Annotated in this window: 18 protein-coding genes and 1 tRNA gene; 11 read left to right on the forward strand and 8 right to left on the reverse strand. The window is 69.4% G+C overall.

From position 1 onward, the window contains the following. The first annotated feature begins 163 nt into the window (after positions 1–163). Entirely contained in the window at positions 164–679 is a 516-nt protein-coding gene (locus BU204_RS23470) for an RNA polymerase sigma factor (RefSeq protein WP_075127902.1), read from the forward strand. Between the two features lie 5 nt (positions 680–684). After that, complete coding sequence (locus tag BU204_RS23475) at positions 685–1590, forward strand: FHA domain-containing protein (RefSeq protein WP_143229674.1); 906 nt, start codon at positions 685–687, stop codon at positions 1588–1590. 78 nt (positions 1591–1668) lie between these two features. On the opposite strand, the gene BU204_RS23480 is transcribed toward BU204_RS23475, so the two are convergent. The 4 genes from BU204_RS23480 to BU204_RS23495 are packed head-to-tail and all read right to left on the reverse strand — an operon-like array spanning position 1669 to position 6471. Then, positions 1669–2421, reverse strand: a complete 753-nt coding sequence (locus BU204_RS23480; RefSeq protein WP_143229675.1) for a hypothetical protein — start codon at positions 2419–2421, stop codon at positions 1669–1671. Between the two features lie 5 nt (positions 2422–2426). Continuing rightward, positions 2427–3071 carry a hypothetical protein gene (locus BU204_RS23485; RefSeq protein ID WP_075127904.1) on the reverse strand — a complete coding sequence of 215 codons (645 nt, stop codon included), beginning with the start codon at positions 3069–3071 and terminating at the stop codon, positions 2427–2429. A 2-nt stretch (positions 3072–3073) separates the two neighbouring features. Further along, entirely contained in the window at positions 3074–5509 is a 2436-nt protein-coding gene (locus tag BU204_RS23490) for an nSTAND1 domain-containing NTPase (RefSeq protein WP_075127905.1), read from the reverse strand. Then, complete coding sequence (locus tag BU204_RS23495) at positions 5506–6471, reverse strand: SIR2 family NAD-dependent protein deacylase (RefSeq protein ID WP_158073501.1); 966 nt, start codon at positions 6469–6471, stop codon at positions 5506–5508. Before BU204_RS23495 ends, BU204_RS23490 begins: the two co-directional genes overlap by 4 nt. Before the next feature lie 716 nt (positions 6472–7187). On the opposite strand from BU204_RS23495, the gene BU204_RS39290 reads away from it, so the two are divergent. Continuing rightward, positions 7188–7448, forward strand: coding sequence for a hypothetical protein (locus BU204_RS39290; RefSeq protein WP_143229676.1), 261 nt, complete (start codon positions 7188–7190; stop codon positions 7446–7448). Positions 7449–7864: 416 nt separating this feature from the next. Here BU204_RS39290 and BU204_RS23500 read toward each other — a convergent pair. Further along, positions 7865–7941, reverse strand: a tRNA-Leu gene (locus BU204_RS23500). 192 nt (positions 7942–8133) lie between these two features. On the opposite strand from BU204_RS23500, the gene BU204_RS23505 reads away from it, so the two are divergent. Next, entirely contained in the window at positions 8134–8742 is a 609-nt protein-coding gene (locus BU204_RS23505) for an ANTAR domain-containing response regulator (protein WP_075127907.1), read from the forward strand. Here BU204_RS23505 and BU204_RS39295 read toward each other — a convergent pair. Then, positions 8735–10690 (reverse strand): fibronectin type III domain-containing protein, encoded by a 1956-nt coding sequence (locus tag BU204_RS39295; RefSeq protein WP_075127908.1) that lies wholly within the window; start codon positions 10688–10690, stop codon positions 8735–8737. The two genes, BU204_RS23505 and BU204_RS39295, sit on opposite strands and share 8 nt — an antisense overlap. 273 nt (positions 10691–10963) lie before the next feature. On the opposite strand from BU204_RS39295, the gene BU204_RS23515 reads away from it, so the two are divergent. From BU204_RS23515 to BU204_RS23535, 5 genes are all read left to right on the forward strand, one after another. Continuing rightward, positions 10964–12202, forward strand: a complete 1239-nt coding sequence (locus tag BU204_RS23515; RefSeq protein ID WP_075127909.1) for a branched-chain amino acid ABC transporter substrate-binding protein — start codon at positions 10964–10966, stop codon at positions 12200–12202. Between the two features lie 87 nt (positions 12203–12289). Further along, positions 12290–13207: a branched-chain amino acid ABC transporter permease gene (locus tag BU204_RS23520; protein ID WP_075127910.1), complete on the forward strand. Its 918-nt coding sequence runs from the start codon at positions 12290–12292 to the stop codon at positions 13205–13207. Beyond that, entirely contained in the window at positions 13204–14973 is a 1770-nt protein-coding gene (locus BU204_RS23525) for a branched-chain amino acid ABC transporter permease (protein WP_075127911.1), read from the forward strand. The genes BU204_RS23520 and BU204_RS23525 overlap by 4 nt, the downstream gene beginning before the upstream one ends. Next, on the forward strand, positions 14970–15839 hold the full coding sequence (locus tag BU204_RS23530) for an ABC transporter ATP-binding protein (protein WP_075127912.1): 870 nt from the start codon (positions 14970–14972) through the stop codon (positions 15837–15839). The genes BU204_RS23525 and BU204_RS23530 overlap by 4 nt, the downstream gene beginning before the upstream one ends. Then, complete coding sequence (locus BU204_RS23535) at positions 15836–16552, forward strand: ABC transporter ATP-binding protein (protein WP_075127913.1); 717 nt, start codon at positions 15836–15838, stop codon at positions 16550–16552. The genes BU204_RS23530 and BU204_RS23535 overlap by 4 nt, the downstream gene beginning before the upstream one ends. Before the next feature lie 53 nt (positions 16553–16605). Here BU204_RS23535 and BU204_RS23540 read toward each other — a convergent pair whose 3' ends face one another. Both BU204_RS23540 and BU204_RS23545 read right to left on the reverse strand, forming a co-directional pair. Then, on the reverse strand, positions 16606–17487 hold the full coding sequence (locus BU204_RS23540) for an LLM class flavin-dependent oxidoreductase (RefSeq protein ID WP_075127914.1): 882 nt from the start codon (positions 17485–17487) through the stop codon (positions 16606–16608). After that, positions 17484–17888, reverse strand: coding sequence for a PaaI family thioesterase (locus BU204_RS23545; RefSeq protein ID WP_075127981.1), 405 nt, complete (start codon positions 17886–17888; stop codon positions 17484–17486). The genes BU204_RS23540 and BU204_RS23545 overlap by 4 nt, the downstream gene beginning before the upstream one ends. Before the next feature lie 93 nt (positions 17889–17981). Between BU204_RS23545 and polA the strand changes: the two genes are divergently transcribed. Together polA and BU204_RS23555 are read left to right on the forward strand one after the other, a co-directional pair. Then, the gene (gene polA, locus BU204_RS23550; RefSeq protein WP_269844655.1) at positions 17982–20714 is read left to right on the forward strand and encodes a DNA polymerase I; all 2733 of its coding nucleotides are present in this window, start codon (positions 17982–17984) and stop codon (positions 20712–20714) included. Further along, positions 20698–21132, forward strand: coding sequence for a helix-turn-helix domain-containing protein (locus BU204_RS23555; protein ID WP_075127915.1), 435 nt, complete (start codon positions 20698–20700; stop codon positions 21130–21132). Before polA ends, BU204_RS23555 begins: the two co-directional genes overlap by 17 nt. Positions 21133–21136 lie beyond the last annotated feature (4 nt).

Genomic DNA, 21136 nt, shown 5'->3' on the forward strand with positions numbered 1-21136 from the left:
GACCTGGCCACCCTCACCCTCTGGCTTTGAGGACGCTCCCTAGGGACGTGGCCCGTCGGAGGAGCCTCGAACATCTCGTCGGTAGCGTTACCGCGCCGGTGCGAGTCACCGACCGGGCAGCCGACGGTGGCGTGATCGAGATCGTTGTTGATCGGTGTGATCAGTGACAGACTCAGTCGAGGACTTCTACCTCTCGACGGCCGAGCGGACCTTCGCAGCCGCACGCAGGGTTTCGGGCAATCTGCATGTCGCCCGGGACGCCACTCACGACGCGTATGTGGTGATGTTGGACCGGTGGGCGGAGCGGATGAACTGTTCCCTTGCCGACAACCAGCGCTATGTGATCGGCATCGCGGTCAAGAAGGTCGCGGACTGGTACCGAGCGCACGGGCGTTTCGTGGCACTGCCCGAGGATGACGACCCACCAGCGGTGGACCATTCCTATGACGACGTGCTCGATCAACTGTCCTTGTGTAAGGAAGTACGCCGGTTTCTGGAGGACCGACCCGTCGTGTCACGAACAGTCGGCATCCTTTACTTCCTCGAGGACTTCCCACAAGCGGAGATAGCGGAGATCATCGGCATCGATGCGTCTACCGTCCGCACCCACGTGTACCGCCTGCGGAAACAGCTACGGCCAATGGTCGAACGCATCAGCAAGCTGGACGAAAGGAGGTGACCGGGATGGCCGACCACAACGACGACACGTACGAAGACGAAGCCGCCCGTGAACTGGTTCGTCGGGCGTACGCCGCTGCCCCGGAAACGGGAGACTTCGACGCGTTGGCTGGACTCCAACGGCTTCGGTCCCGCCAGCCGGTCCCGGTGACATCGGGAAGCAACGCCGAGCCCGGCGTGGAGCCCCTCGGCGACGACGGCGGGGGTCTGCTGACCGTGATGTCGGTACACGGCGGATTTCGCATGGCCCGGCGCGAAGGAGCGACCCTCCTGTTTGGCCGGCATGTGAGCAACGTGCAGGTCGCGTTCGGAGTGGACGATCGGCGTGTGAGCCGGCTACAGGGTGAGGTGGTTTGCCGCGATGGTCAGTGGTGGCTGCGGAACCGCGGCCGAAACCCGATCCGAGCCGACTCTCGGTTCCTGTTGCCCGGCGACGAGTGGGGTCCGTTGCCGATCGGGCCGGCACAGGTGTTCGTCACTGGTGAGGAGGGCCGGCAGCACATGCTCGCGCTACATGTTGCCAGCCAGGGGGACTATCGGCGGCACCTGGACCCGGATCACGCGACCTCCCCTCCGCGTGCGTGGCCGCTGGACCAGAAGGAACGACTGGTACTCGTCGTCGTGTTCCAGCGGTACCTCCGTGGTGACGTGCTCCCCAGGCCGCTGCCTCGGCGGCGGGCCGCCGAACAACTCATGGCACTGGACGCGACCGGCGAATGGACGCCGAAGCAGGTCGAGCACGTGATGAGCGCTCTCCGGGAGCGACTGTCCAGCGCCGGTGTTTATGGCCTGACCTTGGAGGATGCTGAAACGCTGTCCCCAGACAGGTTGCAGCACAACCTGATCACCGAGCTGATGTCGTCCGCGACGCTAAGGCGCACTGACCTGTGGCTGCTCGAACGGACGGAATGATCCGTACCTTCCGCGCCCATGTTGAGCGACGTCGGCGGGCTGCCGACACGCTTCGGTGAGATCGACGTGCGAGCGCGACTACGGCAGCCGTGCGTTCGACCAGAGTTCCTCGAACTGGTGCGCCCAGTAGCGAAACCACCGGTCGCTGTCGCGGCGGGTCAGCGTGATGTGCATTCTCGAACCGGTGGCCTCGTTACGATAGCCGTGGAATTCGACGACGATGCGGCCGTCCCGGTGTGTCGGGTTGATGGCGACGATGCTGAAACCGGGGTTGTAGTCGACGAAGCGGTACGCGAAGTTGCCCGCGACCTGCCAGGACGACATCCGACGCAGCTGGCTCACGCTGGTGGACAGCGACGCCCGCAAGTCCTGGACGGGGTACTGGAGCGACTCGTCCAGCTGTCTCACGCCGAGAGCCACGGCCGCCTCGTTGTCCGGGTCGAGCACCGCCACCCGGACATCACCCGTGCCCTTGACCAGCACCAGCTCGCGGATTGCCGTGCAGTGTTGCGGGTTCAGTAGATTGATCGCAGACGGCGCGAAGATCCACAGCTGTGTCGCGTCGCGCAACAGGCTCGTGAACTGCACGTTGACGAACTCGTCGCGGTCCGCGAGCAGCCCGTCAACGGTAGGCGCCGGAGCAGCCGGCAGCGTGATCCGGAAGAGCAGCAGGGCCAACGCCGCGAACACCGCCGACCATTTCAGCGCCTCCGGTACCAGGTCGCCGATCACGCCGAGCGCGGCGAAGACCGCGGCAATCATGGTGACCACGTAGGCGTCGAGATTTCGCCCGGCCCGCACGTCGGACCACATCTGGCGCACGGCACGCATGTCGCTCACGCTCCCCGCGATCGCCGACGACGGCTGCCCACCATGCCGGCGAGCCCGCCAAGTACCCACAGCGCGACCGTGAGCACCGTCCAACCGAGCACCGTGATATCGACGGCCACAGTGGCGTCGAGGCGCACCTGCGCCAGTACGGAGCCAAGCGCGAACCCGCCGCACCAGCCGAAGAACCCATTGCCGAGTCGCCTCAACTGCGCCACCGCGGTGACGAGCAACAGTGCGCTCATCGCGATCTCGCTCGGTCGGATACCGACGAGCATGCCGTAGTGGTACAGGTCCGCCAGATCCCTGTCGAGGACCCCGATCGCGAGCGCCGTCATGCTGGCCGCCACCCCGAAACCGAGGGACGCCGCAGGAAGGCCCTTCCCCACGTAGAAGGTCAGGACAGCGCGGCGGATGTCGAACGAGTTCTCCGCCGCCTGCGCGCGGCCCGCGGCGAGCATCTTCGGATCCTGAAGGTCGTCGATGGCTGCCAGGAGGAACAACGTCAGCACAACCTGCAGCGCAAGCGCGTAGCCGGCCAGCGTCGGGAGCCCGCCCCGCACGGTGGGCTGGGCGACCGGGGCGAGCAACAACAGCAGGGCGCCGATGACCGTGAACGCGATTGCCGGGGAGCTGAGCCTGTACAGCCGCATCGTCATCCTCCCTGGCCCGGTGTCCGGACGACCGACAGATCCAATGTGGATCGTCCCTCCGGGGCCTGCGTGTGGCTGAACCAGAACGTGCACCTGGCGTTCCCGGCAACGTAGGCGAGAAGTCGACCGTTGACGGTGGTCATCACCTCATCCGCTTGCCTGTCGCACAACAGGGACGCGGACAGCTCGGCGGGTAGTTCCGCGGTGAGCACCGCGTCCTCGGCGAGCCGGACGGCGACGGCGCTCGTCGCCACGTCGGCGTGCAGCCCGACGCGGTAGACGCCGAAGGTGCTCAGCGCGTCGCCGCTGAACGAGCGCACGGACAGTGTGCACGCGACGCCGCCCAGGTGGTCAGCTGCGCTGGCGAGCACGATGCTGTACTCACCCGGCTGCAGCCTCAGCGGAACGATGCTGGGTTCCGGGCCGAACTGGCTTTCGACCGCGGCGTCCTCCTGGGTGTCGTTCCTGGACACGGCCACGTGCGCCGACGGGCTGCATCGGCCCTGGAGCCCGAGCGGCGTGGGGGAGTCCGGGACGGTGAAGGACACGACCTGGGCGCGGGAGAAACTGAGCGGGATCACCTCGTCCTGGTTCATCGGGCGCGGCCCGGGGAGCCGCTCGCGAAGTACCGTCGCGGACGCCGGCGGATCCGTCGACGTCAGGTCCTCCAACTGGAGCACCGTGATCTGGTCGTCGCGCGTACCTTCCACGACGGCCAACTCATCGACGTAGACCAGCACGTTCCCGCCACTCACGCCCACCAGGTCGCCGCCGTGCACGGACACGAGATGGCGTTCGTGCTCGGCCAGCACCACGCCGAGCCGCCCGTCGGACACCTCCGACACGCGCTCCGCGCCCTCCGGCATCAGCGGGAGGTCGGAGACCGACAACTGGTAGCTGACCTCGTCATCGGGTCGCTCGGCGCGCAGCACCACCTCGTACCACCGGTCGGAGCGGGTTCGAGCACCGACGAGCGAGCCCACCGCCGTGCCCGGAACGAGCTCCACCGTGTCCTCCGCGAGAACGTCGGCCGATCCACCGCGGGGCACCACCCGTAGGGTCAGCGACTGCGCCCGGGTCTGCGGGAGTGCGGAAACCCAGATGTCGACGACGACGGCCTGCTCGCCTCCCTGGAACGACACCCGGGTCTCGGTCTCTCCCAACGCCCCCGACGTCTCGGCGAGCCTGCCCTCCTCGGTGATCAGCAGGAACGGAAATGCTCCGAGCAGACCCAACAAGATCACGAACAACAGTGCCGAGACGCGGCGACGGATCTGAGCCCGCACTCGCAGCCACGCCTCGTTGGACGCGCGTACGCCGTCGGTCATGCTGTCGTGCGTCAGCTCGACGAGCCGGGAGCCGTGCCGCTGCTCGAGCTGTACCAGCTTCACCTCGGCCAGCCCTGTCAGCAGCGCGTTCGGCAGTCCGGCGGAGTCCTCCTCACCGACCTGGACGAACGCGCGCCGGCCGGACGACGTGATCAGCCGATGGCTCAGCCACCAGCGGACCGCCGCCTCGGCCCGATGGTTGTGGCCGACCGCCGCGGCGATCGCGTCGTCCACGAAACGCACCATCGAGTCGGTGAGGCTGACAGCGGAGCCGGAGGCGAGCACGGCCTGCACCGGGCCTTCCTGCTGCCGCACCTCCTCCCAGAGTTGGCGGCACACGATCTGTAGCTGGATCGTGTTGACGTAGCGGGCGCGTACGTGCGGCCGGACCGGGTCCACCAGCAACATGTCCATCAACGTCCGCAGGTCGCCGCTGGCAAGGGTGAGGCCCGTCGCCGTGAACGCCGCCCGGACCGCCTCCGTCGCCGCCTCCTCGGACAGCGGTTCCAGCTGGTAGCGGACGGTCAGACCGTCGTCCGGCAGGAGCCGCTCGTACGGCGCGAGCTCGGCCAGGTAGTCGCTGCGCAGGGCGATGATCGCGCGCAACCAGGTGTGCCGGTCCAGGGTCGAGGACAGGGTCGCGAAGAACTCCTCCCGCTCCACCCACAGCTCCGGGTCGGCGAATACCTCCTCGAACTGGTCGAGAACCAGGAGTACACGCCCCGCGGTGTCCGCCGGCCGGCACCGCTCGACCACGTCGTTGAGGTCACCCGGGTCGCCGGAGCCGCCGGAGATCGCGTCCCGTACGGCGCGGATGAAGGGGTTGGCCACGTTGCCGCCCCCGTCGGTGCGGGCTCCGGTACCAAGGTGCACAGCCGGCAGGACCCTGAAGTCGAACCGCTGCTCGAGGTGCGGCGCCACACCCGCCTGTACCAGCGACGACTTCCCGGTGCCGGAAGGCGCGTACAGGAGGGTTGTACTGGTCGACAGGACGAGCGAGGTGAGGTCCTCGATCTCGTTGGTCCGTCCGAAGAACCAGTCCCGCTCGTTCCGGCCGTAGGCCTGCGGCCCGGGAAACGGGTTGGTCTGGCACTGGCTGTCGACGGTCACGACGCCACCCGGGGTTTGGGCGACCGCTCGACCCGGCGCAGCAACTCGGCCAGGAAGGGACCGGCGTCGCCCCAGTGAACGTCAACGGACGAGGACGTCTTGAGGTAGACCTCGAGAAACTTCTCGGCTCGCCTGCGCCGGTCGGGCGGCATCCTGTTGTTGGCCAGCTGGATGCTGATGCTGTTGCGGGCGTTGTGCGGCTGGATCTTCTGCTGCTTCATGAGGTGGCGCATCAGAACCCGGAAGTTCCAGTCCTCGAGGCTGTAGCCGATGAACAGCAGGTTCGTGTTGGCCAACGCTCGCCGAACGTAGAGCGGGACCATCGGGTTCTTCTGGTTGTTGCGCTGGGCGAGGCTCACCGTGAAGTCCACGTAGTCGTCCTCGGTGAGCAGCAGGGAGCTGGGCGTCCGAAGGTGGCCGTGCAGGTGGAAGATCCGGGGGGTCGCGGCGGACTGTTCCCGCCGCGCGGGCCGGCCTGGCTCCGACTCGAACTGGTCGTGCCAGCGACATATCTCCACCAGGGGCTGGACACCGGTGATGGACGCGACCGCCCGCTCCAGGTAGTCGTCATAGTTCGTCGTGACGTAGATGGGCAGGCCGAGCCTGGCCAGGCGCAGGTGGTTCGCCGGGAGCCCGCCGCCGAGTTTCCGCTCGGCAACCCTCTGCTTTCGCTCGAGGTAAGCGCACACCCGCCGTTTGACGAAGGCCGGTTCGTGCGAGCTCGCGATGTACTGGGCGACCCGGGCGAGGTTGGTGACGTCGTCGAGCGGATACTCGTACCTTCTGGCCAGCACTTTCGCCAGAAGACCACCGGTCGGGAGGTAGGGGACGGCCACGCCGGCGCCAAGAAAGGGCGTACATTCCCCGTGCACCACCGAATCCACCAGGGTTTCCCACGTCTCTGGTTTCAGCGACTGCCCGTCCGCGTCGCCCTCGGCCGCGCCGGCGTTCAGAGAACTCATGAGGGCGTCATCCTCCCCGTACCCGCTGCATGTGAGGATCCTCGCGCGGGAGCGAGAAAATGTTTCGTCACGTCCCTGGGGCGGGGGGTTTCGCGACTGTTCTGAAACATCTGTCGGCCAACGCCAACCGAACAACGTCCATTCAGGACAATGGTGCTTCGTAAGCCCACTCGACCATGGGCTGCTCGAGCCGCCGCGGGGCGTGGACCCTCGTGGCGAGGGCGGAGCACCTCCGCGGCCACGGCAACGACCGAACCTGACAGCGTGTCCTCCGCGTCGCGGTACGCCGTCGTGTCCGTTCCTCGGATGGTCCGTCGCCATGCGCGTGCGTGCCCGAGCTCGGCTGAGACATGTACGCACATGGAACACGCTGTAACGGTTCGTCGGCGTCAGCCGACTTCACACGACAAGAGGCAACGTCGATGGCAGGGGGCGTCGGTGGCGGACCCTGGAAGCCTGTGCCTGATCTGAAACGGCACCTTGGGATCCTTGATGTCGGCATATCAAACGTACCGTTGTCTGGGAAGCGCCAGCGAGTCGCCTTCGGTGCCCGAATCTGGTGTCTGGGGCGAGGAAGCCGTAGTGGATGTCCGGGCGGCGGTCCAGCGGTCGGGTTGTGTCGAGGGGTGTCCGAGCTCCCGCGGACTGCGGGGGATCGCGTTCAATTAGACCGGTGGCGTGTAGGGGTTGAACGTATACCTCTACCCTGGTGAGCCATGAATAGAACAGATGCGCAGGCGATCGCGAAATCGGTCTGTGAGGAAGTCGCAGGATGGCCGACGCAGTTGATCGCGGATTTGTTGAATGATAAGCAGCGGCGATCGGTAAGTTTGAACGGCGTAGATTATACTGTTGTTATAGACGCTCTAGACGAATCCGATGACGAAAATATCATTCACGTCATCGTCTCGGTTGACGACGGCACCGCCATGGGTGCGATCCGTCCAGAAGTATGGGGTGCGTGGATTCGATCTTGACCGTCGCTCTCGCGGAAGCGATACGTCTTCCGGCGCCGGTCGACGACAACATCGCCCGCCCGTGCCGCATGATCACCAGCGGTAGGCCGATGAGCGCCGGCCTCTCGGGGCTTCTCGCCGAGTAAACCCACACCCGTTCGACGGGGTGCTCGCTCAGCGACGCCAACGAGCGGCGCGCCCAACTCCGCACCCAGCGCGGACAGCTCGAAGCACAGCTCGTAGAAGTCGAACAGCGCATCCTGCCCGCAACCTGCCGGGTCACTCTCACCGGGCCCACCATCACCGCCGCGAGCCGGACCGCCCACGACGCGGCAGTCGTCTCGCTCGGCAACGCGCGACAGCGTCGTGATCAGCGCAAACAAGCCGACAGGGAACCGGAGTCACCCGTAACGGGCGGCGACCTGTTCCCATCCTCGTGGTGCCCCCGGTGCGATTCGAACGCACACTGGACGGGTTTTGAATCCGTTGCCTCTGCCGGTTGGGCTACGGGGGCTGGCGGGCTAAGACTTTACGGGATCACCCACCCGCCCCCTCCCAGGCCCCGGCCCCACCCGCCATGACCCAGGTCACGGTGAATGTTGCCGGTTCGTTACGGTGTGGTGATCACCGTCTCTGGGGACGGCTCTCGGGGGGCTCCCGCCGGTAGGCTGGGGTTTCAGCGCACCGATACATCAGGAGGACCCCGGTGACCGAGCAGGCTGCCGAGGCCCAGTCCGGCCCGGCCGTACAGCGTAGTGTCCTTGTCGCCGAAGACGAGGCCTTGATCCGGCTCGACCTCGTCGAGATGCTCAAGGAAGAGGGCTATCACGTCGCGGGCGAGGCTGCCGACGGCGAGCAGGCTGTCGCCATGGCCACGGAGTTGCGGCCCGACCTCGTCATTCTCGACGTCAAGATGCCCAAGATGGACGGTATCGACGCCGCCGCGGCCATCGCGGGGGAGCGGATCGCCCCCGTCGTCATCCTCACGGCGTTCAGCCAGCGGGACCTGGTCGAGCGAGCGCGGGACGCGGGGGCCATGGCCTACCTCGTCAAACCGTTCGCCAAGCAGGATCTCGTGCCGGCCATCGAGCTCGCCGTCTCCCGCTTCTCCGAGCTGCACGCCCTCGAGACCGAGGTCGCCACGCTCACCGAGCGCATGGAGACCCGCAAGCTCATCGAACGGGCCAAGGGCCTCCTGATGACCAAGCAGGGCCTCACCGAGCCCGAGGCCTTCCGCTGGATCCAGCGCACGGCCATGGACCGGCGCGCCACCATGAAGGCCGTCGCCCAGGCCGTGGTGGAGAACATCAACTAGTCACCGTGAACGTCAGCAGCGCGGACTGGGGACGCTCGTCACCCAGCTGATACTGCCGTACCTCCACGGTGTGGTCCTCCACGCTCAGGCCCCCGACGGCCAGTGACAGCTTGTAGGTACCGCCCACCCCGGGACCATCCGTCGCGGTAGGGATGCCGGCGATCAGGGTGCCGTCCAGCCGCACCTCGATCCCGGTCACCCCGGCCACGGTCCCGGTGTCCCACTGCGCCTCGGTCGCGTCCGAGCGCACGGTCAGCACGAGCTGCCCCCGCCTCGGCACCGTCCGCGTGTCCAGCGGCTCACCGGCGGCGTTGCCCAGCTCGGGCACCACCTCCGGCGCGGCGTCCGGCACACGACGCTCCCGGTCCTCGGCCGCCCTCTCCGGCGCCCGCCAGGCCGGTGTGGGCGTGATCTCCAGGTACGTCTCGAGCACGGCCGCTGTCGGGTTCGCCCCGGCCGCGCGCAGGACGAACGGCGTGACCGTCGTCGAGCCGCGCGGGCCGAGCAACGCCGCCGGCACCTCGGCGACGACGGTCAGCGACGCTCCCTGGTGCCGCGCCGGTCTCGCCACGGCCGGTCTGGCCGGCACCCGCACCTCGCCGAACTGCACCGCGACCGCCCGCGGGTCCAGCTCACGGTTCACCATCAGCGTCGCGACCAGCCGTGCCCGGGTGGCCGAGCGCAGCGGCGTCCTCGCCATGCCCACGCCCGGCGCCGGGTCCCCCGGGGCCAGGACGCGCTGGGTCGCCAGGATCACCGGGGCCTCCACCACCGCCGGCCGCGGGCTCGACGGCCCGCTGAACCCGGCCGAGGCCAGGTGCACCCGCGCCTGCCGCCCGTCCGGACCGCGGAACCCCAGCAGCACCCACGCCTCCCGCCACTGCGGCACCACCGCGCGACCGGCCACCGCCAGGCCGTCCTGGTACACCCGCACCCCCGACGTCGTCAGCACGACCTCGAACAGATGCGTCACCCCTGGCCCGCGCCGCGGCGCGGGGTGGACCTCCGCCGACTGCGCCGAGGACCCTGGCACGTCCGGGGCGACGCCGACGAGCGTGCCCGCGTCCGAGACCGACACCCGCACCGAGCCGCCCGGCAGCGCAGGGTCCCGTTCCTCGGCCCGAGCGGCCCGCAGCGTCCCCACCCCGACCTGGTCCGCGCGGCCGGGAACCAGGTCGACGGTCAGCTCACCGCCCGGCCCGGCCGCGTCGGTGCGCACCACCACCCGCCCGAGCTCGCCCCGCCCTCCGCTCAGCCGCAGCGGCGTTCGCGCCCGCAGCACGGCCGTGTCCGCTCCGCAGTCCAGGTCGATCGGCAGCCCGCGACGGTCGGCCTGGCCGGCCCGCACCCGAACGCAGCCGCGGTAGCCGGACACGTGCCACCGCGACCCCGGGTAGTCCGCCGACACCGCGGACGTCCCGTTCGCCCCCGGCTCGGTGAAGTCCTCGTAGAGACCGGTCAGGCCGTTGCGCCAGGACCGGTCACCCCGTCCCGGTACGCCCGTCTCCTCCGTGGGCGGTGAGCGCCGGCCGTAGGCGTCCACGGTCCGCACCCGGATCCGGTAGCGGTGGCCGTCGTCCAGGCCGTCGAGCTGCACGTCCGGGGCCGCGACCAGGCGGACCCGCTCCCGCCCGACGCCGTCCACCCGCGCCCAGCGCACCTCGTAGCCGGACGCCCCGGCCAGTGGCCGGCCGGCCGGGACCGCGTCCGCCCAGTACACGCGCAGCTGGCCGGGTTCGGGGCTGACCAGGAGCCGGCGCGGCTGCTCGGGCCGGCGACCGGGGGCGGGGAGGACCACGCTGTCCGCGGCGTACCTCTCCACTACATGGCGTGACGACTCCTCGCCCTCGTCACGCGTTCCGGGGTCGGTCTCGCGTAGGACGACCACCGCGGACGTCACCAGGACCACGCCTGCGAGCCAGGCGAGCAGCCGCCTCCGTTTCGCCACGCATGCAGGGTATGAGCAGGCAGGAACCTCGGCGCTACCCGTTGTGAAGTTGGAACAGTGTTAAAGGGACATGACCGATTGGTGGGAGTTCGTCCGGTCAGCGGACGGTCGTGGCGGTTTCGTTGCAGTCTGGTCACGAGCGGTCCAGGCGCGTGACGAGCATGGCCAGGGGTTACTACGTTCCGCCCCAGCCCTCTGTCATCCCCGAGGGCGGGGTTCGGCATGCTATGCGCCAAAGCTCGGACGAACAGTGTGTGAATGAAGGGACGTCACGTGCGAAACCAGACGGTGAAGGCCGCGGCCCTGGTAGCAGCTGGAGTACTGCTACTGGCGGCCTGCAGCACGAACAAGGAGGAGACGCCGGCTGGCGAGGGCGGCAACAACAGCGCCGCCTGTGACACCAGCAAGGGCACGCTCGTGCTCGGCGTCATCGCTCCGCTGAGCGGCGAGCTGTCCGCGCTGGGCAAGGGCATCGAGAACTCGGCCCGGCTCGCCGTCGACGAGGCCAACGAGAAGTGCACCGTTCCCGGCTACAAGGTCGCCGTCCAGGCCGAGGACGACCAGAAGAACCCGCAGCTGGGTGCCCAGGCCGCGACCAAGCTCTCCGCGACCCCGAACGTGGTCGGCGTGGTGTCCACGCTGAACTCGTCGGTCTCCCAGACCGTGCAGCCGATCCTGGACCAGGCGGGCATCGTGCAGATCTCGCCGGCCAACACGGCCGACACGCTCACCAAGGGCGAGGACTTCCTCAACAGCCCGAAGCGGGCCTACAAGACCTACTTCCGTACCTGCACCGTCGACTCGCTGCAGGGCCCGTACGCGGCCGACTACCTCATCGAGAAGTCGGGCAAGAAGAGCATCGCGATCGTCACCGACGGTCTGACCTACGGCGAGGGCCTGGCCGACTCCTTCGCCAAGCGCGCGCAGGAGAAGGGCGCCACGATCGTCACCCGCCAGAAGGTCGGTGACAAGGACACCGACTTCTCCGGTGTGATCGCCACGGTCAAGCAGTTCAACCCGGACGCTGTCTACTTCGGAGGCCAGTACCCGCAGGCGGGTCCGTTCTCCAAGCAGCTCGCCAGTGCGGGCCTGAACGTCCCGGTGATGGGTGGCGACGGCATCTTCGACGACACCTTCATGGAGCTCGGCGGCAAGGACGGCGACCTCGCCACCTCCGTCGGCGCGCCGACCGAGGACCTGGACAGCGCCAAGGCGTTCGTCGAGGCCTACGAGGGCAAGGACTACGCCGAGGGCTTCAGCGCCTACGGTGCGTTCTCCTACGACGCCGCCAACGCGATCCTGTCCGCCCTGGGCGAGACCATCGGTGACGGCGAGTGGTCCGACGACATGCGGCCGGACCTGGTCGAGGCCGTCCAGAACTACGAGGGTGACGGTGCCACCGGCAAGGTCGCGTTCGACGAGTTCGGCGACAGCACGAACAAGGTTCTCACCGTGTACCAGGTGGGTGGCGGCGAGTGGAAGGCCGTCGAGACCGGAGAGTTCGCCGGCTGACAGGTAGATAACACTTCTTTCCACTGTGAACACGAATACGACGGCGGGGGTGGGCCCAGCCCACCCCCGCCGCCTGTGGAGGCGAATGTGACGACCCTGTTACAGCAGATCGCGAACGGGCTCGTGCAGGGCGCGACGATCGGACTGATCGCGCTCGGTTACACGATGGTGTACGGCATCATCCAGCTGATCAACTTCGCTCATGGCGAGGTGTTCATGGTCGGCACGTTCGGTGCTCTCGCGGTCTACCGCTGGGTGCTCCCGGAGAGCGTTCAGGACCAGTGGTACGTCGCCCTGCCCCTGATGCTGCTGGGCGGCATCGTGGTGGCCGTGGTGGTCGCCGTGTTGATGGAGCGGTTCGCCTACAGACCGCTGCGCAACGCACCCAGACTCGCGCCACTGATCACCGCGCTCGGGGTGTCGGTGGCGCTGCAGGAAGTTGTCCGCCTCTGGTTCCCGGACGCGGAGGCTGCCCAGTCGTTCCCGCGGGTCTTCGTCGATGCGCAGGTCGACCTCGGACCGGTCCAGATCTCCGCGACCGGGCTGCTGCTGATCGTGGTCTCGGTCGTGCTGTCGGTGCTGCTGCAGACCTACGTCAACCGCTCCAGGATGGGTCGCGCCATGCGCGCCACCTCCCAGGACCGGGACACCGCGCGCTTGATGGGCGTCAACCCCGACCGCGTCATCGTGCTCACCTTCGTCCTCGGTGCGGCGCTCGCCGGCGTCGCCGGCGTGCTCTACGGCGCCCACCTCAACTCCGTGGACACCAACGACGGTTTCCAGACCGGGATCTTCGCCTTCACCGCGGCCGTGCTCGGCGGCATCGGCAGCCTCCGCGGCGCGGTGATCGGCGCGTTCATCATCGGGCTGATCAAGACCCTGGGCGGCCAGTACCTGCCCGGGGGTACCCAGTACGACTACGTGTGGATCTTCGTGGTGCTGATCCTGGTCCTGGTGTTCCGGCCGCAGGGCCTGTTCGGTGAGGCGGAGAGGGTGCGGGCATGACGAGGTTGACCGGATTCCTTCCGCCCGCGCTCGCGCGTCCGTTCAACGCGGTGGGGGCGGCCCTGCTCGTCATCGCGGCGCTGCTGCCGTGGGCGACGTTCCTGCTCAACGACGGGGCCTTCCCGGACAAGGCGACGCTCCAGTTCTTCGACGCGCCGCTCGCGGTCACGGGCTTCCGCTGGCAGCTGCTGCTGATCGGGGTCGCCGCGCTGGTGCTGGCGTTCGTGCGGATTCCCGGCCAGGGTCGCGTGCTCCGGGCGCTCGGCTGGGGCGGCCTTGCCATCGGCGTCGTGGGTGCGATCTTCATCGCCAGCGAGGGCGGCGGCCTGGGTGCCATCACCGCGGCCGACGGCACGACGGCGTTCGGCAGCATCGTCGCCGTGCTCGGCGGCGTCGCGCTGGTCCTCGGCTCGACCGCCCTGGGCATCCCGGACATCCCGGACTGGCCGACGCGGTTCTTCGGCCTGAGCGGCTGGCCGCTGCGGCTGGCCGCGTGGGTCGTGCTGGTCGTCGCGTTCGGCGGCGTGCTCTATCTGGTGTCGCTGACGCTCACCGCCGGCGGCATCGGCGGTGCGGCCGACCCCTACGCCGGTCCGATCTTCCTCGCGTTCCTCGGGTTCGCCGGCGCACTGCTCGGCGCCCTGCACGGCGCGGGGGTCACCCGCTGGGTGTCCCGCCTGTCCGAGGAGCACCGGGGGTTCAGCATCCTGGTGCTGGTGGCCTGCGCCTTCGCCCTGCCGTTCACCGAGGCCGGCAGCCAGTACTGGATGCAGGTCGCGGCCACCATCGGCGTGTACGCGGCGACGGCGATCGGGTTGAACATCGTGGTGGGCCTGGCCGGCCTGCTCGACCTCGGCTACGTCGCCTTCCTGGGCATCGGCGCGTTCGTGGCGGCCAACCTGTCCGGGGCGGGCGCCTCGGCGCTCGGCTGGGACCTGCCCTTCCCGGTGGCCGCGCTGATCGCGGCGGCCGTCGCCGGCGTCTTCGGCGCGATCGTCGGCTCGCCGACGCTGCGGGTGCGGGGTGACTACCTGGCCATCGTGACCCTCGCCTTCGGCGAGATCTTCTACCGCTCCGCCCAGAACGACATCGGCGAGCTGACCGGCGGCGCGAGCGCCATCCCCGGCATTCCGCCGATCTCGATGTTCGGTACCGCGTTCAACGAGCCGCTCGAGCTGTTCGGCGCCGAGCTGCCAAGCGGTGTCCTGTACTACTTCCTGATCGTGCTGGTGGTCGCGGCCATCATGGCGGTGTTCGCGAACCTCAAGAACAGCAGGATGGGCCGGGCCTGGATCGCGATCCGGGAGGACGAGGACGCCGCCAGGGCCATGGGCATCCGCACCGGCAAGGCGAAGATCCTCGCGTTCCTGGTCGGCGCCACGCTGGCCGGGCTCGCCGGCGCGATCTTCGTGCACAAGCTGGGCACCGCCTCCTACGAGAGCTTCCAGTTCCTGGAGTCGGTGACGCTGCTGGCCGCGGTGATCCTCGGCGGCATGGGCACGATCCCGGGCGCGGTGCTCGGCGCCTCGCTGCTGTTCGTGCTCCCGGAGAAGCTGCGGGAGTTCGACGAGTACCGGCTGCTGGTGTTCGGTCTCGCGCTGATCCTCATCATGCGTTTCCGCCCGCAGGGGCTGGTGCCCGACCGGGTCCGGCGAGCCGAGCTCGCCGGGGAGACCGCGATGGGCAAGTCCATCGAGGAGGCCGAGGAACAGGCAGTGCTCGAACACGAAGAGGCGCTCTCCGCCCAGAAGGAGGACCGGCGATGAACGCGGCACGGCACAGTGCCGAGACGGTGCTCGAGGCGAGCGGCGTCACGATGGTCTTCGGCGGTCTGACCGCGCTCAACGACGTGTCGCTGTCCCTCCCCGAGGGGCGCATCGTCGGCCTGATCGGACCCAACGGCGCGGGCAAGACGACGTTCTTCAACTGCCTGACCGGCCTGTACACCCCGACCAGGGGCGCTGTCCGGTTGCGCGGCAAGGAACTGCCGCACGACCCGGCGAAGGTGACCACGGCCGGTATCGCCAGGACGTTCCAGAACATCCGGCTGTTCCCGAACATGTCGGTGCTGGAGAACGTGCTGGTGGGCCGGCACATCCGGATGCGCCAGGGCCCGCTGGCCTCGCTCTTCCACGGACCCGGGTTCCGGCGCGACGAGCGCCGGGCCCGGGAGAAGTCGCTGGAGCTGCTCGAGTTCGTCGGGCTGCGCGGTGTGGAGGACGAGGTCGCGCGCAACCTGCCCTACGGCGACCAGCGCCGGCTGGAGATCGCGCGGGCGCTCGCGACCGAGCCGGACGTGCTGCTGCTCGACGAGCCGACCGCGGGGATGAACCCGCAGGAGACCGAGGACGCCCGGCAGCTGATCTTCCGGATCCGGGAGACCGGCATCTCGGTCGTGGTGATCGAGCACGACACGAAGTTCATCTTCAGCCTGTGCGACACCGTCTCGGTGCTGGTGCAGGGCGAGGTGCTGGTCGAGGGGTCGCCCGACGTCGTCCGCGAGGACCCGCGGGTGATCGAGGCCTACCTCGGCAAGCCACGCGAGGAGGTCGAGGCGGAGGTCGCCGAGGCCGCGGCGCACCACGGGGCCGACCACCAGGGCCCGGCAGCGGGCAGGAGGGATGACGCGTGAGCGCGCTTCTCGAGGTATCCGAGCTCAGCGTCGCCTACGGCGCGATCGAGGCCGTGCGGAGCGTGTCGTTCGTGGTCGAGGAGGGGCAGATCGTCTGCCTCATCGGCGCGAACGGCGCGGGCAAGACGACGACCCTGCGCACGATCTCCGGCCTGCTCCGGCCGCGGGCGGGGGACATCCGGTTCGACGGCGAGTCGATCGCCAAGGCACCCGCGCACCTGATCCTCGGTCGGGGCATCGCGCACTCGCCCGAGGGGCGTCGGGTGTTCGCTCGGATGACGGTCGAGGAGAACCTGCTGCTCGGGGCGTACACCCGCAGGGACGAGTCCGGTGTCCAGCAGGACATGAACCGGGTGTTCGAGCTGTTCCCGGTGCTCGGCGAGCGGCGCCAGCAGAAGGCCGGCCTGTTCTCCGGCGGCGAGCAGCAGATGCTGGCCATCGGCCGGGCGATGATGTCCCGGCCGCGGCTGCTGATGCTCGACGAGCCCTCGATGGGGCTGTCGCCGATCATGACCCAGCGCATCTTCGACACGATCAGGGAGCTGCAGCAGGGCGGGACGACGATCCTGCTGGTCGAGCAGAACGCGCTGGCGGCGCTGGCGCTGTCCGACCGCGGCTACGTCGTCGACCTCGGGCAGACCACACTCGAGGGCCCGGGGCACGACCTGCTCGCCGACGAGCGGGTGCGGGCCGCCTACCTCGGTCAGGGCTGACCTCGAACGCCACGGCGCCCCCCACCCCGACCGGGTGGGGGGCGCCGTTTCGGCTACCTGACCGGCGGCACCAGCTCGCGGACCTGCTCGGCGGTGAACCGGACGAGACCCTCGAGGTCCGGCTCGTCGGCGGCGTGCTGCAGGATGACGCGGTCGGCGCCGGCGTCCACGAGCCGCAGGGCGGCCTCGGCGACGGCACCGGCGTCGCCGGCGGCGCCGAGTTCGGGACCCGGCTCGTCGCCCCAGATCTCCTTCTCGCGCTCGAGCCGTGCCTGCGCGTCGGGCCCGGTCGTCGTGTGCATGTAGACCACCAGCTCGTGGTGGTCGGTCCGACCGGCCGCGGCCCGGCCCTCGTCGATGTGGTCGCGGGCCCGGCGGACGGCCGCCGGACCGTGGCTGGCGTGGAGGACGGTGCCGTCGGCGAGCTCACCGGACAGCCGCAGGGACCGCTCGCCTTCCGCGCCGACGAAGATCTTCGGCGGCGACGGTGGCGGCCAGTCCAGTGCCACCTCCTCCAGCCGCACGTAGCGGCCCGACGTGGTGACCCGCTCGCCCCGGAGCAGCGCGTGCAGTGCGGTCAGCTGCTCCCGCATGAGGGTCAGCGGGGACTCCGGCCGGACCCCCGCCTGGCCCATCCAGTCCTGTGCGCCGTGCCCGACGCCGAGAACCACCCGATCGGGGAACATGCGGACCAGCGTGGTGGCTTCCATCGCGGTCAGCGCCACGTTGCGCAGCGGGAGGGGCAGGATCCCGACTCCCACCCGGAGCCGGGAGCTCCAGGCCAGCGCCGCGCTCATGCTGGCGATACCGCTCTGGTAGAAGCAGTCCTCCCACAGCCACAGCTCGTCCAGGTTGGACTCCTCGGCCGCCCGCACCACCTCGCGCAGCCGTTCGGGCGGGAGCTGGGGGCGGAAGACAACGCCGAGCGCGGTCACGAGCCCGGAGGCCGTTCGCGGACGATGCAGGTGAGCCGCGCGGTGCAGGTGCGGTGGCCCTCCTCGTCGGTGATCACGATCTCGAACGTCGAGGTGCTGCGGCCCACGTGCAGGGGCGTGGCCACGCCGGTCACCAGGCCGGACCTGGCCGCGCGGTGGTGGGTACAGGACAGCTCCAGCCCCAGCGCCACCTGGTCCTCGCCGGCGTTGAGAGCCGCGGCGACCGAGCCGACGGTCTCGGCCAGGGTCGCGTTCGCGCCGCCGTGCAGCAGGCCGTAGGGCTGGAGGTTCCCCTCCACCGGCATCGTCGCGACCACCCGCTTGGGGTCCAGCTCGGTGATCTCGATACCCATCTTGGTGGGCAGCAACTGGTCGGCAATGTCATGGCGCACGCCGGGCATGCCGGGCGGGAACGCCTTGTCGGGGGTACTCGTCACGCTCTCTCCTCGCTGGCGGGCGTCACCAGTGTCGGTGCTCCACCCTAGACTCGCCATGTGCCTGAGACGCCCGACACGCGCAACCACCCGAACGCCACCCCTGACCAGCGGCTCCTGTTGGTCGACGGCCACTCCATGGCCTACCGGGCGTTCTACGCGCTCCCCAAGGAGAACTTCTCCACGGGCACGGGTCAGCACACCAACGCGGTCTACGGCTTCACCTCGATGCTGATCAACCTGCTCCGCGACGAGCAGCCGACCCACGTCGCCGTCTGCTTCGACGTCTCCCGCAAGACCTTCCGCAGCGAGCAGTACGCCGAGTACAAGGCCAACCGCTCCGCGAGCCCCGACGAGTTCAGGGGGCAGGTCAGCCTGATCGAGGAAGTGCTCCGCGTGCTCGACGTGCCGGCGCTGGCCAAGGAGGGCTACGAGGCCGACGACCTCATCGCCACGCTGACCACGCAGGCAACCGCCCAGGGCTTCGCGGTGTCCATCTGTACCGGCGACCGGGACGCGTTCCAGCTGGTCAACGAGCACGTCACGGTGCTCTACCCCTCGCGCGGCGTGTCGGAGATGGCCAGGATGACCCCGGAGGCGGTGCTGGCCAAGACCGGCGTCCAGCCCGGTCAGTACGCCGACTTCGCCGCGCTGCGGGGCGACCCGTCGGACAACCTGCCCAAGATCCCCGGGGTGGGGGAGAAGACCGTCGCCAAGTGGATCAACCAGTTCGGCTCGCTCGCCGACCTGGTGGACCGGGTCGACGAGGTCAAGGGCAAGGCCGGCGACGCGCTGCGCGAGAACCTGTCCAACGTGATGATGAACCGCCAGCTCACCGAGCTGGTTCGGGACGTCCCGCTGGACGTGACGCCCGAGGAGCTCACCCGTCGGCCGTGGGACCGGGACGCGGTGCACCGGCTGTTCGACGAGCTCGAGTTCCGGGTGCTGCGCGAGCGGCTGTTCGGCGAACTCACCACGGCCGAGCCCGAGGCCGAGCACGGGTTCGAGGTCGCCGGCGGCGCCCTGGAGCCGGGGGAGCTGCCGGGCTGGCTCGCCCGCCACGCCGGGCCTGGTACCCGGGTCGGGCTGTCCTTCCGGGACGTGTCGACGGGCGTGGCCGGGGAGTCGGTCGAGCTGAGGTCGGTCACGCTGGCGCTGGCCGACGGCACCGGCGCGTTCGTCGACGTCACCACGCTCACCGAGGACGACGAGCGCGCCCTTGCGGCCTGGCTCGCCGACCCGGCGGTGCCCAAGCTGGCCTACGACGTCAAGCGGTCGCTGCACGCCCTGCGCCACCGCGGCTGGACGCTCGAGGGCCTGGTGACCGACACCCAGCTGGCCGCCTACCTGGTGCGTCCGGGGCAGCGCTCGTTCGCACTCGACGACCTGGTGCTGCGGTACCTCAAGCGGGAGCTGCGCGTCGAGCAGCAGCCCGAGGAGCGTCAGCTCTCCCTGCTCGACGGCGAGGACGGGGACGCGGCCAAGGTCGCCGAGAGCGAGATCGTGCGTGCCAGGGCCATCGCCGAGTTGGCCGACGCGCTGGACGTGGCGCTGGAGAACACCGGCGGGGCGAAGCTGCTCGCCGAGATCGAGCTGCCGCTGCTGCACGTGCTGGCCGAGCTCGAGGCCGTCGGCATCGCCGTCGACACCGCCCAGCTCGCCTCCCTCGAGGCGCACTTCGCCGCCCGGGTCAAGAGCGCCGAGCAGGAGGCGTTCGCGGTCATCGGCAAGGAGATCAACCTCGGCTCGCCCAAACAGCTGCAGGTCGTGCTGTTCGACGAGCTGCAGATGCCCAAGACCAAGCGCACCAAGACCGGCTACACCACCGACGCCGACGCCCTGACCAGCCTGCACGAGCAGACCGAGCACCCGTTCCTGCGCCACCTGCTCGAGCACCGGGACGCGAGCAGGCTCAAGGTCACGGTCGAGGGCCTGATCAAGTCGGTGTCCGACGACGACCGGATCCACACCACCTACAGCCAGACGATCGCCGCCACCGGCCGGCTGTCCTCCACCGAGCCCAACCTGCAGAACGTGCCGATCCGCACCGACGAGGGCCGCACCATCCGGGACACGTTCGTGGTCGGCTCCGGCTTCGCCGAGCTGATGACCGCCGACTACAGCCAGATCGAGATGCGGATCATGGCCCACCTGTCCTGCGACGAGGCGCTGATCGAGGCGTTCCAGTCCGGGTTCGACTTCCACGCCGCCACCGCCGCGCGGGTGTTCTCCGTCGAGCCGACCGAGGTCAGCGGCGGGCAGCGGGCCAAGATCAAGGCGATGAACTACGGGTTGGCCTACGGCCTGTCCGCCTACGGGCTGTCCCAGCAGCTGCGGATCTCCACCGAGGAGGCCCGAGGGCTGATGGAGGAGTACTTCGACCGCTTCGGCGGCGTTCGGGACTACCTCAACGAGATCGTCGCCAAGGCGCGCAAGGACGGGTACACCTCCACGATCTTCGGTCGCCGCCGCTACCTGCCCGACCTCACCAGCGACAACCGGCAGCGCCGCGAGATGGCCGAGCGGATGGCGCTCAACGCGCCGATCCAGGGCAGCGCCGCCGACATCATCAAGGTCGCGATGCTCAACGTGCACCGCGAGCTGACCGGAGCCGGGCTGCGCACCAGGACGCTGCTCCAGGTCCACGATGAGCTCGTTCTGGAGGTCGCCGAGGGCGAGCGGGAGGCGGCCGAGGCCTTGGTGCGCAAGGGAATGGGCAGCGCCTGCGAGCTCGCCGTGCCGCTCGACGTGTCGGTCGGCTTCGGACGGTCATGGAATGACGCTGCCCACTGAGTTCCACCTGAGGCGGGCGCGCGACCTCATCGACGCGCGCTACGGCGAGCCCCTCGAGCTCGACGACCTGGCCGCCGCGGCGGGGTTCTCCCGCTACCACTTCGCCCGCGAGTTCCGCAGCGCGTTCGGGGAGACCCCCGGCGGTTACCTGAGCCGGCGCCGCGTCGAGCGGGCCAAGGACCTGCTCGCCTCGGCGAACCTCACCGTGACCGAGATCTGCGTGCTGGTCGGGTTCACCAGCCTGGGGTCCTTCTCCCGCCGGTTCACCGAGCTGGTCGGCTGCTCGCCCAGCGAGTACCGGCGACGCATGGTCGCCCGCGGCGGCCCACCGCCGATCCCCGGCTGCATCGCCATGGCCTGGACACGTCCGCTGCCCCCAGCAATCGCGGATAAGCAGCCCGAGGGGCCGCGCTCGTAGGTTG

Source organism: Actinophytocola xanthii (assembly GCF_001921205.1).
GTDB lineage: Bacteria > Actinomycetota > Actinomycetes > Mycobacteriales > Pseudonocardiaceae > Actinophytocola > Actinophytocola xanthii.

Bases quoted from the DNA above. Each gene is read 5' to 3' on its own strand.
- BU204_RS23475 (WP_143229674.1), top strand. From the start codon at position 685: ATGGCCGACCACAACGACGACACGTACGAAGACGAAGCCGCCCGTGAA.
- BU204_RS23480 (WP_143229675.1), bottom strand. From the start codon at position 2,421: ATGCGTGCCGTGCGCCAGATGTGGTCCGACGTGCGGGCCGGGCGAAAT.
- BU204_RS23485 (WP_075127904.1), bottom strand. From the start codon at position 3,071: ATGCGGCTGTACAGGCTCAGCTCCCCGGCAATCGCGTTCACGGTCATC.
- BU204_RS23495 (WP_158073501.1), bottom strand. From the start codon at position 6,471: ATGAGTTCTCTGAACGCCGGCGCGGCCGAGGGCGACGCGGACGGGCAG.
- BU204_RS39290 (WP_143229676.1), top strand. From the start codon at position 7,188: ATGAATAGAACAGATGCGCAGGCGATCGCGAAATCGGTCTGTGAGGAA.
- BU204_RS23525 (WP_075127911.1), top strand. From the start codon at position 13,204: ATGACGAGGTTGACCGGATTCCTTCCGCCCGCGCTCGCGCGTCCGTTC.
- BU204_RS23530 (WP_075127912.1), top strand. From the start codon at position 14,970: ATGAACGCGGCACGGCACAGTGCCGAGACGGTGCTCGAGGCGAGCGGC.
- BU204_RS23545 (WP_075127981.1), bottom strand. From the start codon at position 17,888: ATGCCCGGCGTGCGCCATGACATTGCCGACCAGTTGCTGCCCACCAAG.
- BU204_RS23555 (WP_075127915.1), top strand. From the start codon at position 20,698: ATGACGCTGCCCACTGAGTTCCACCTGAGGCGGGCGCGCGACCTCATC.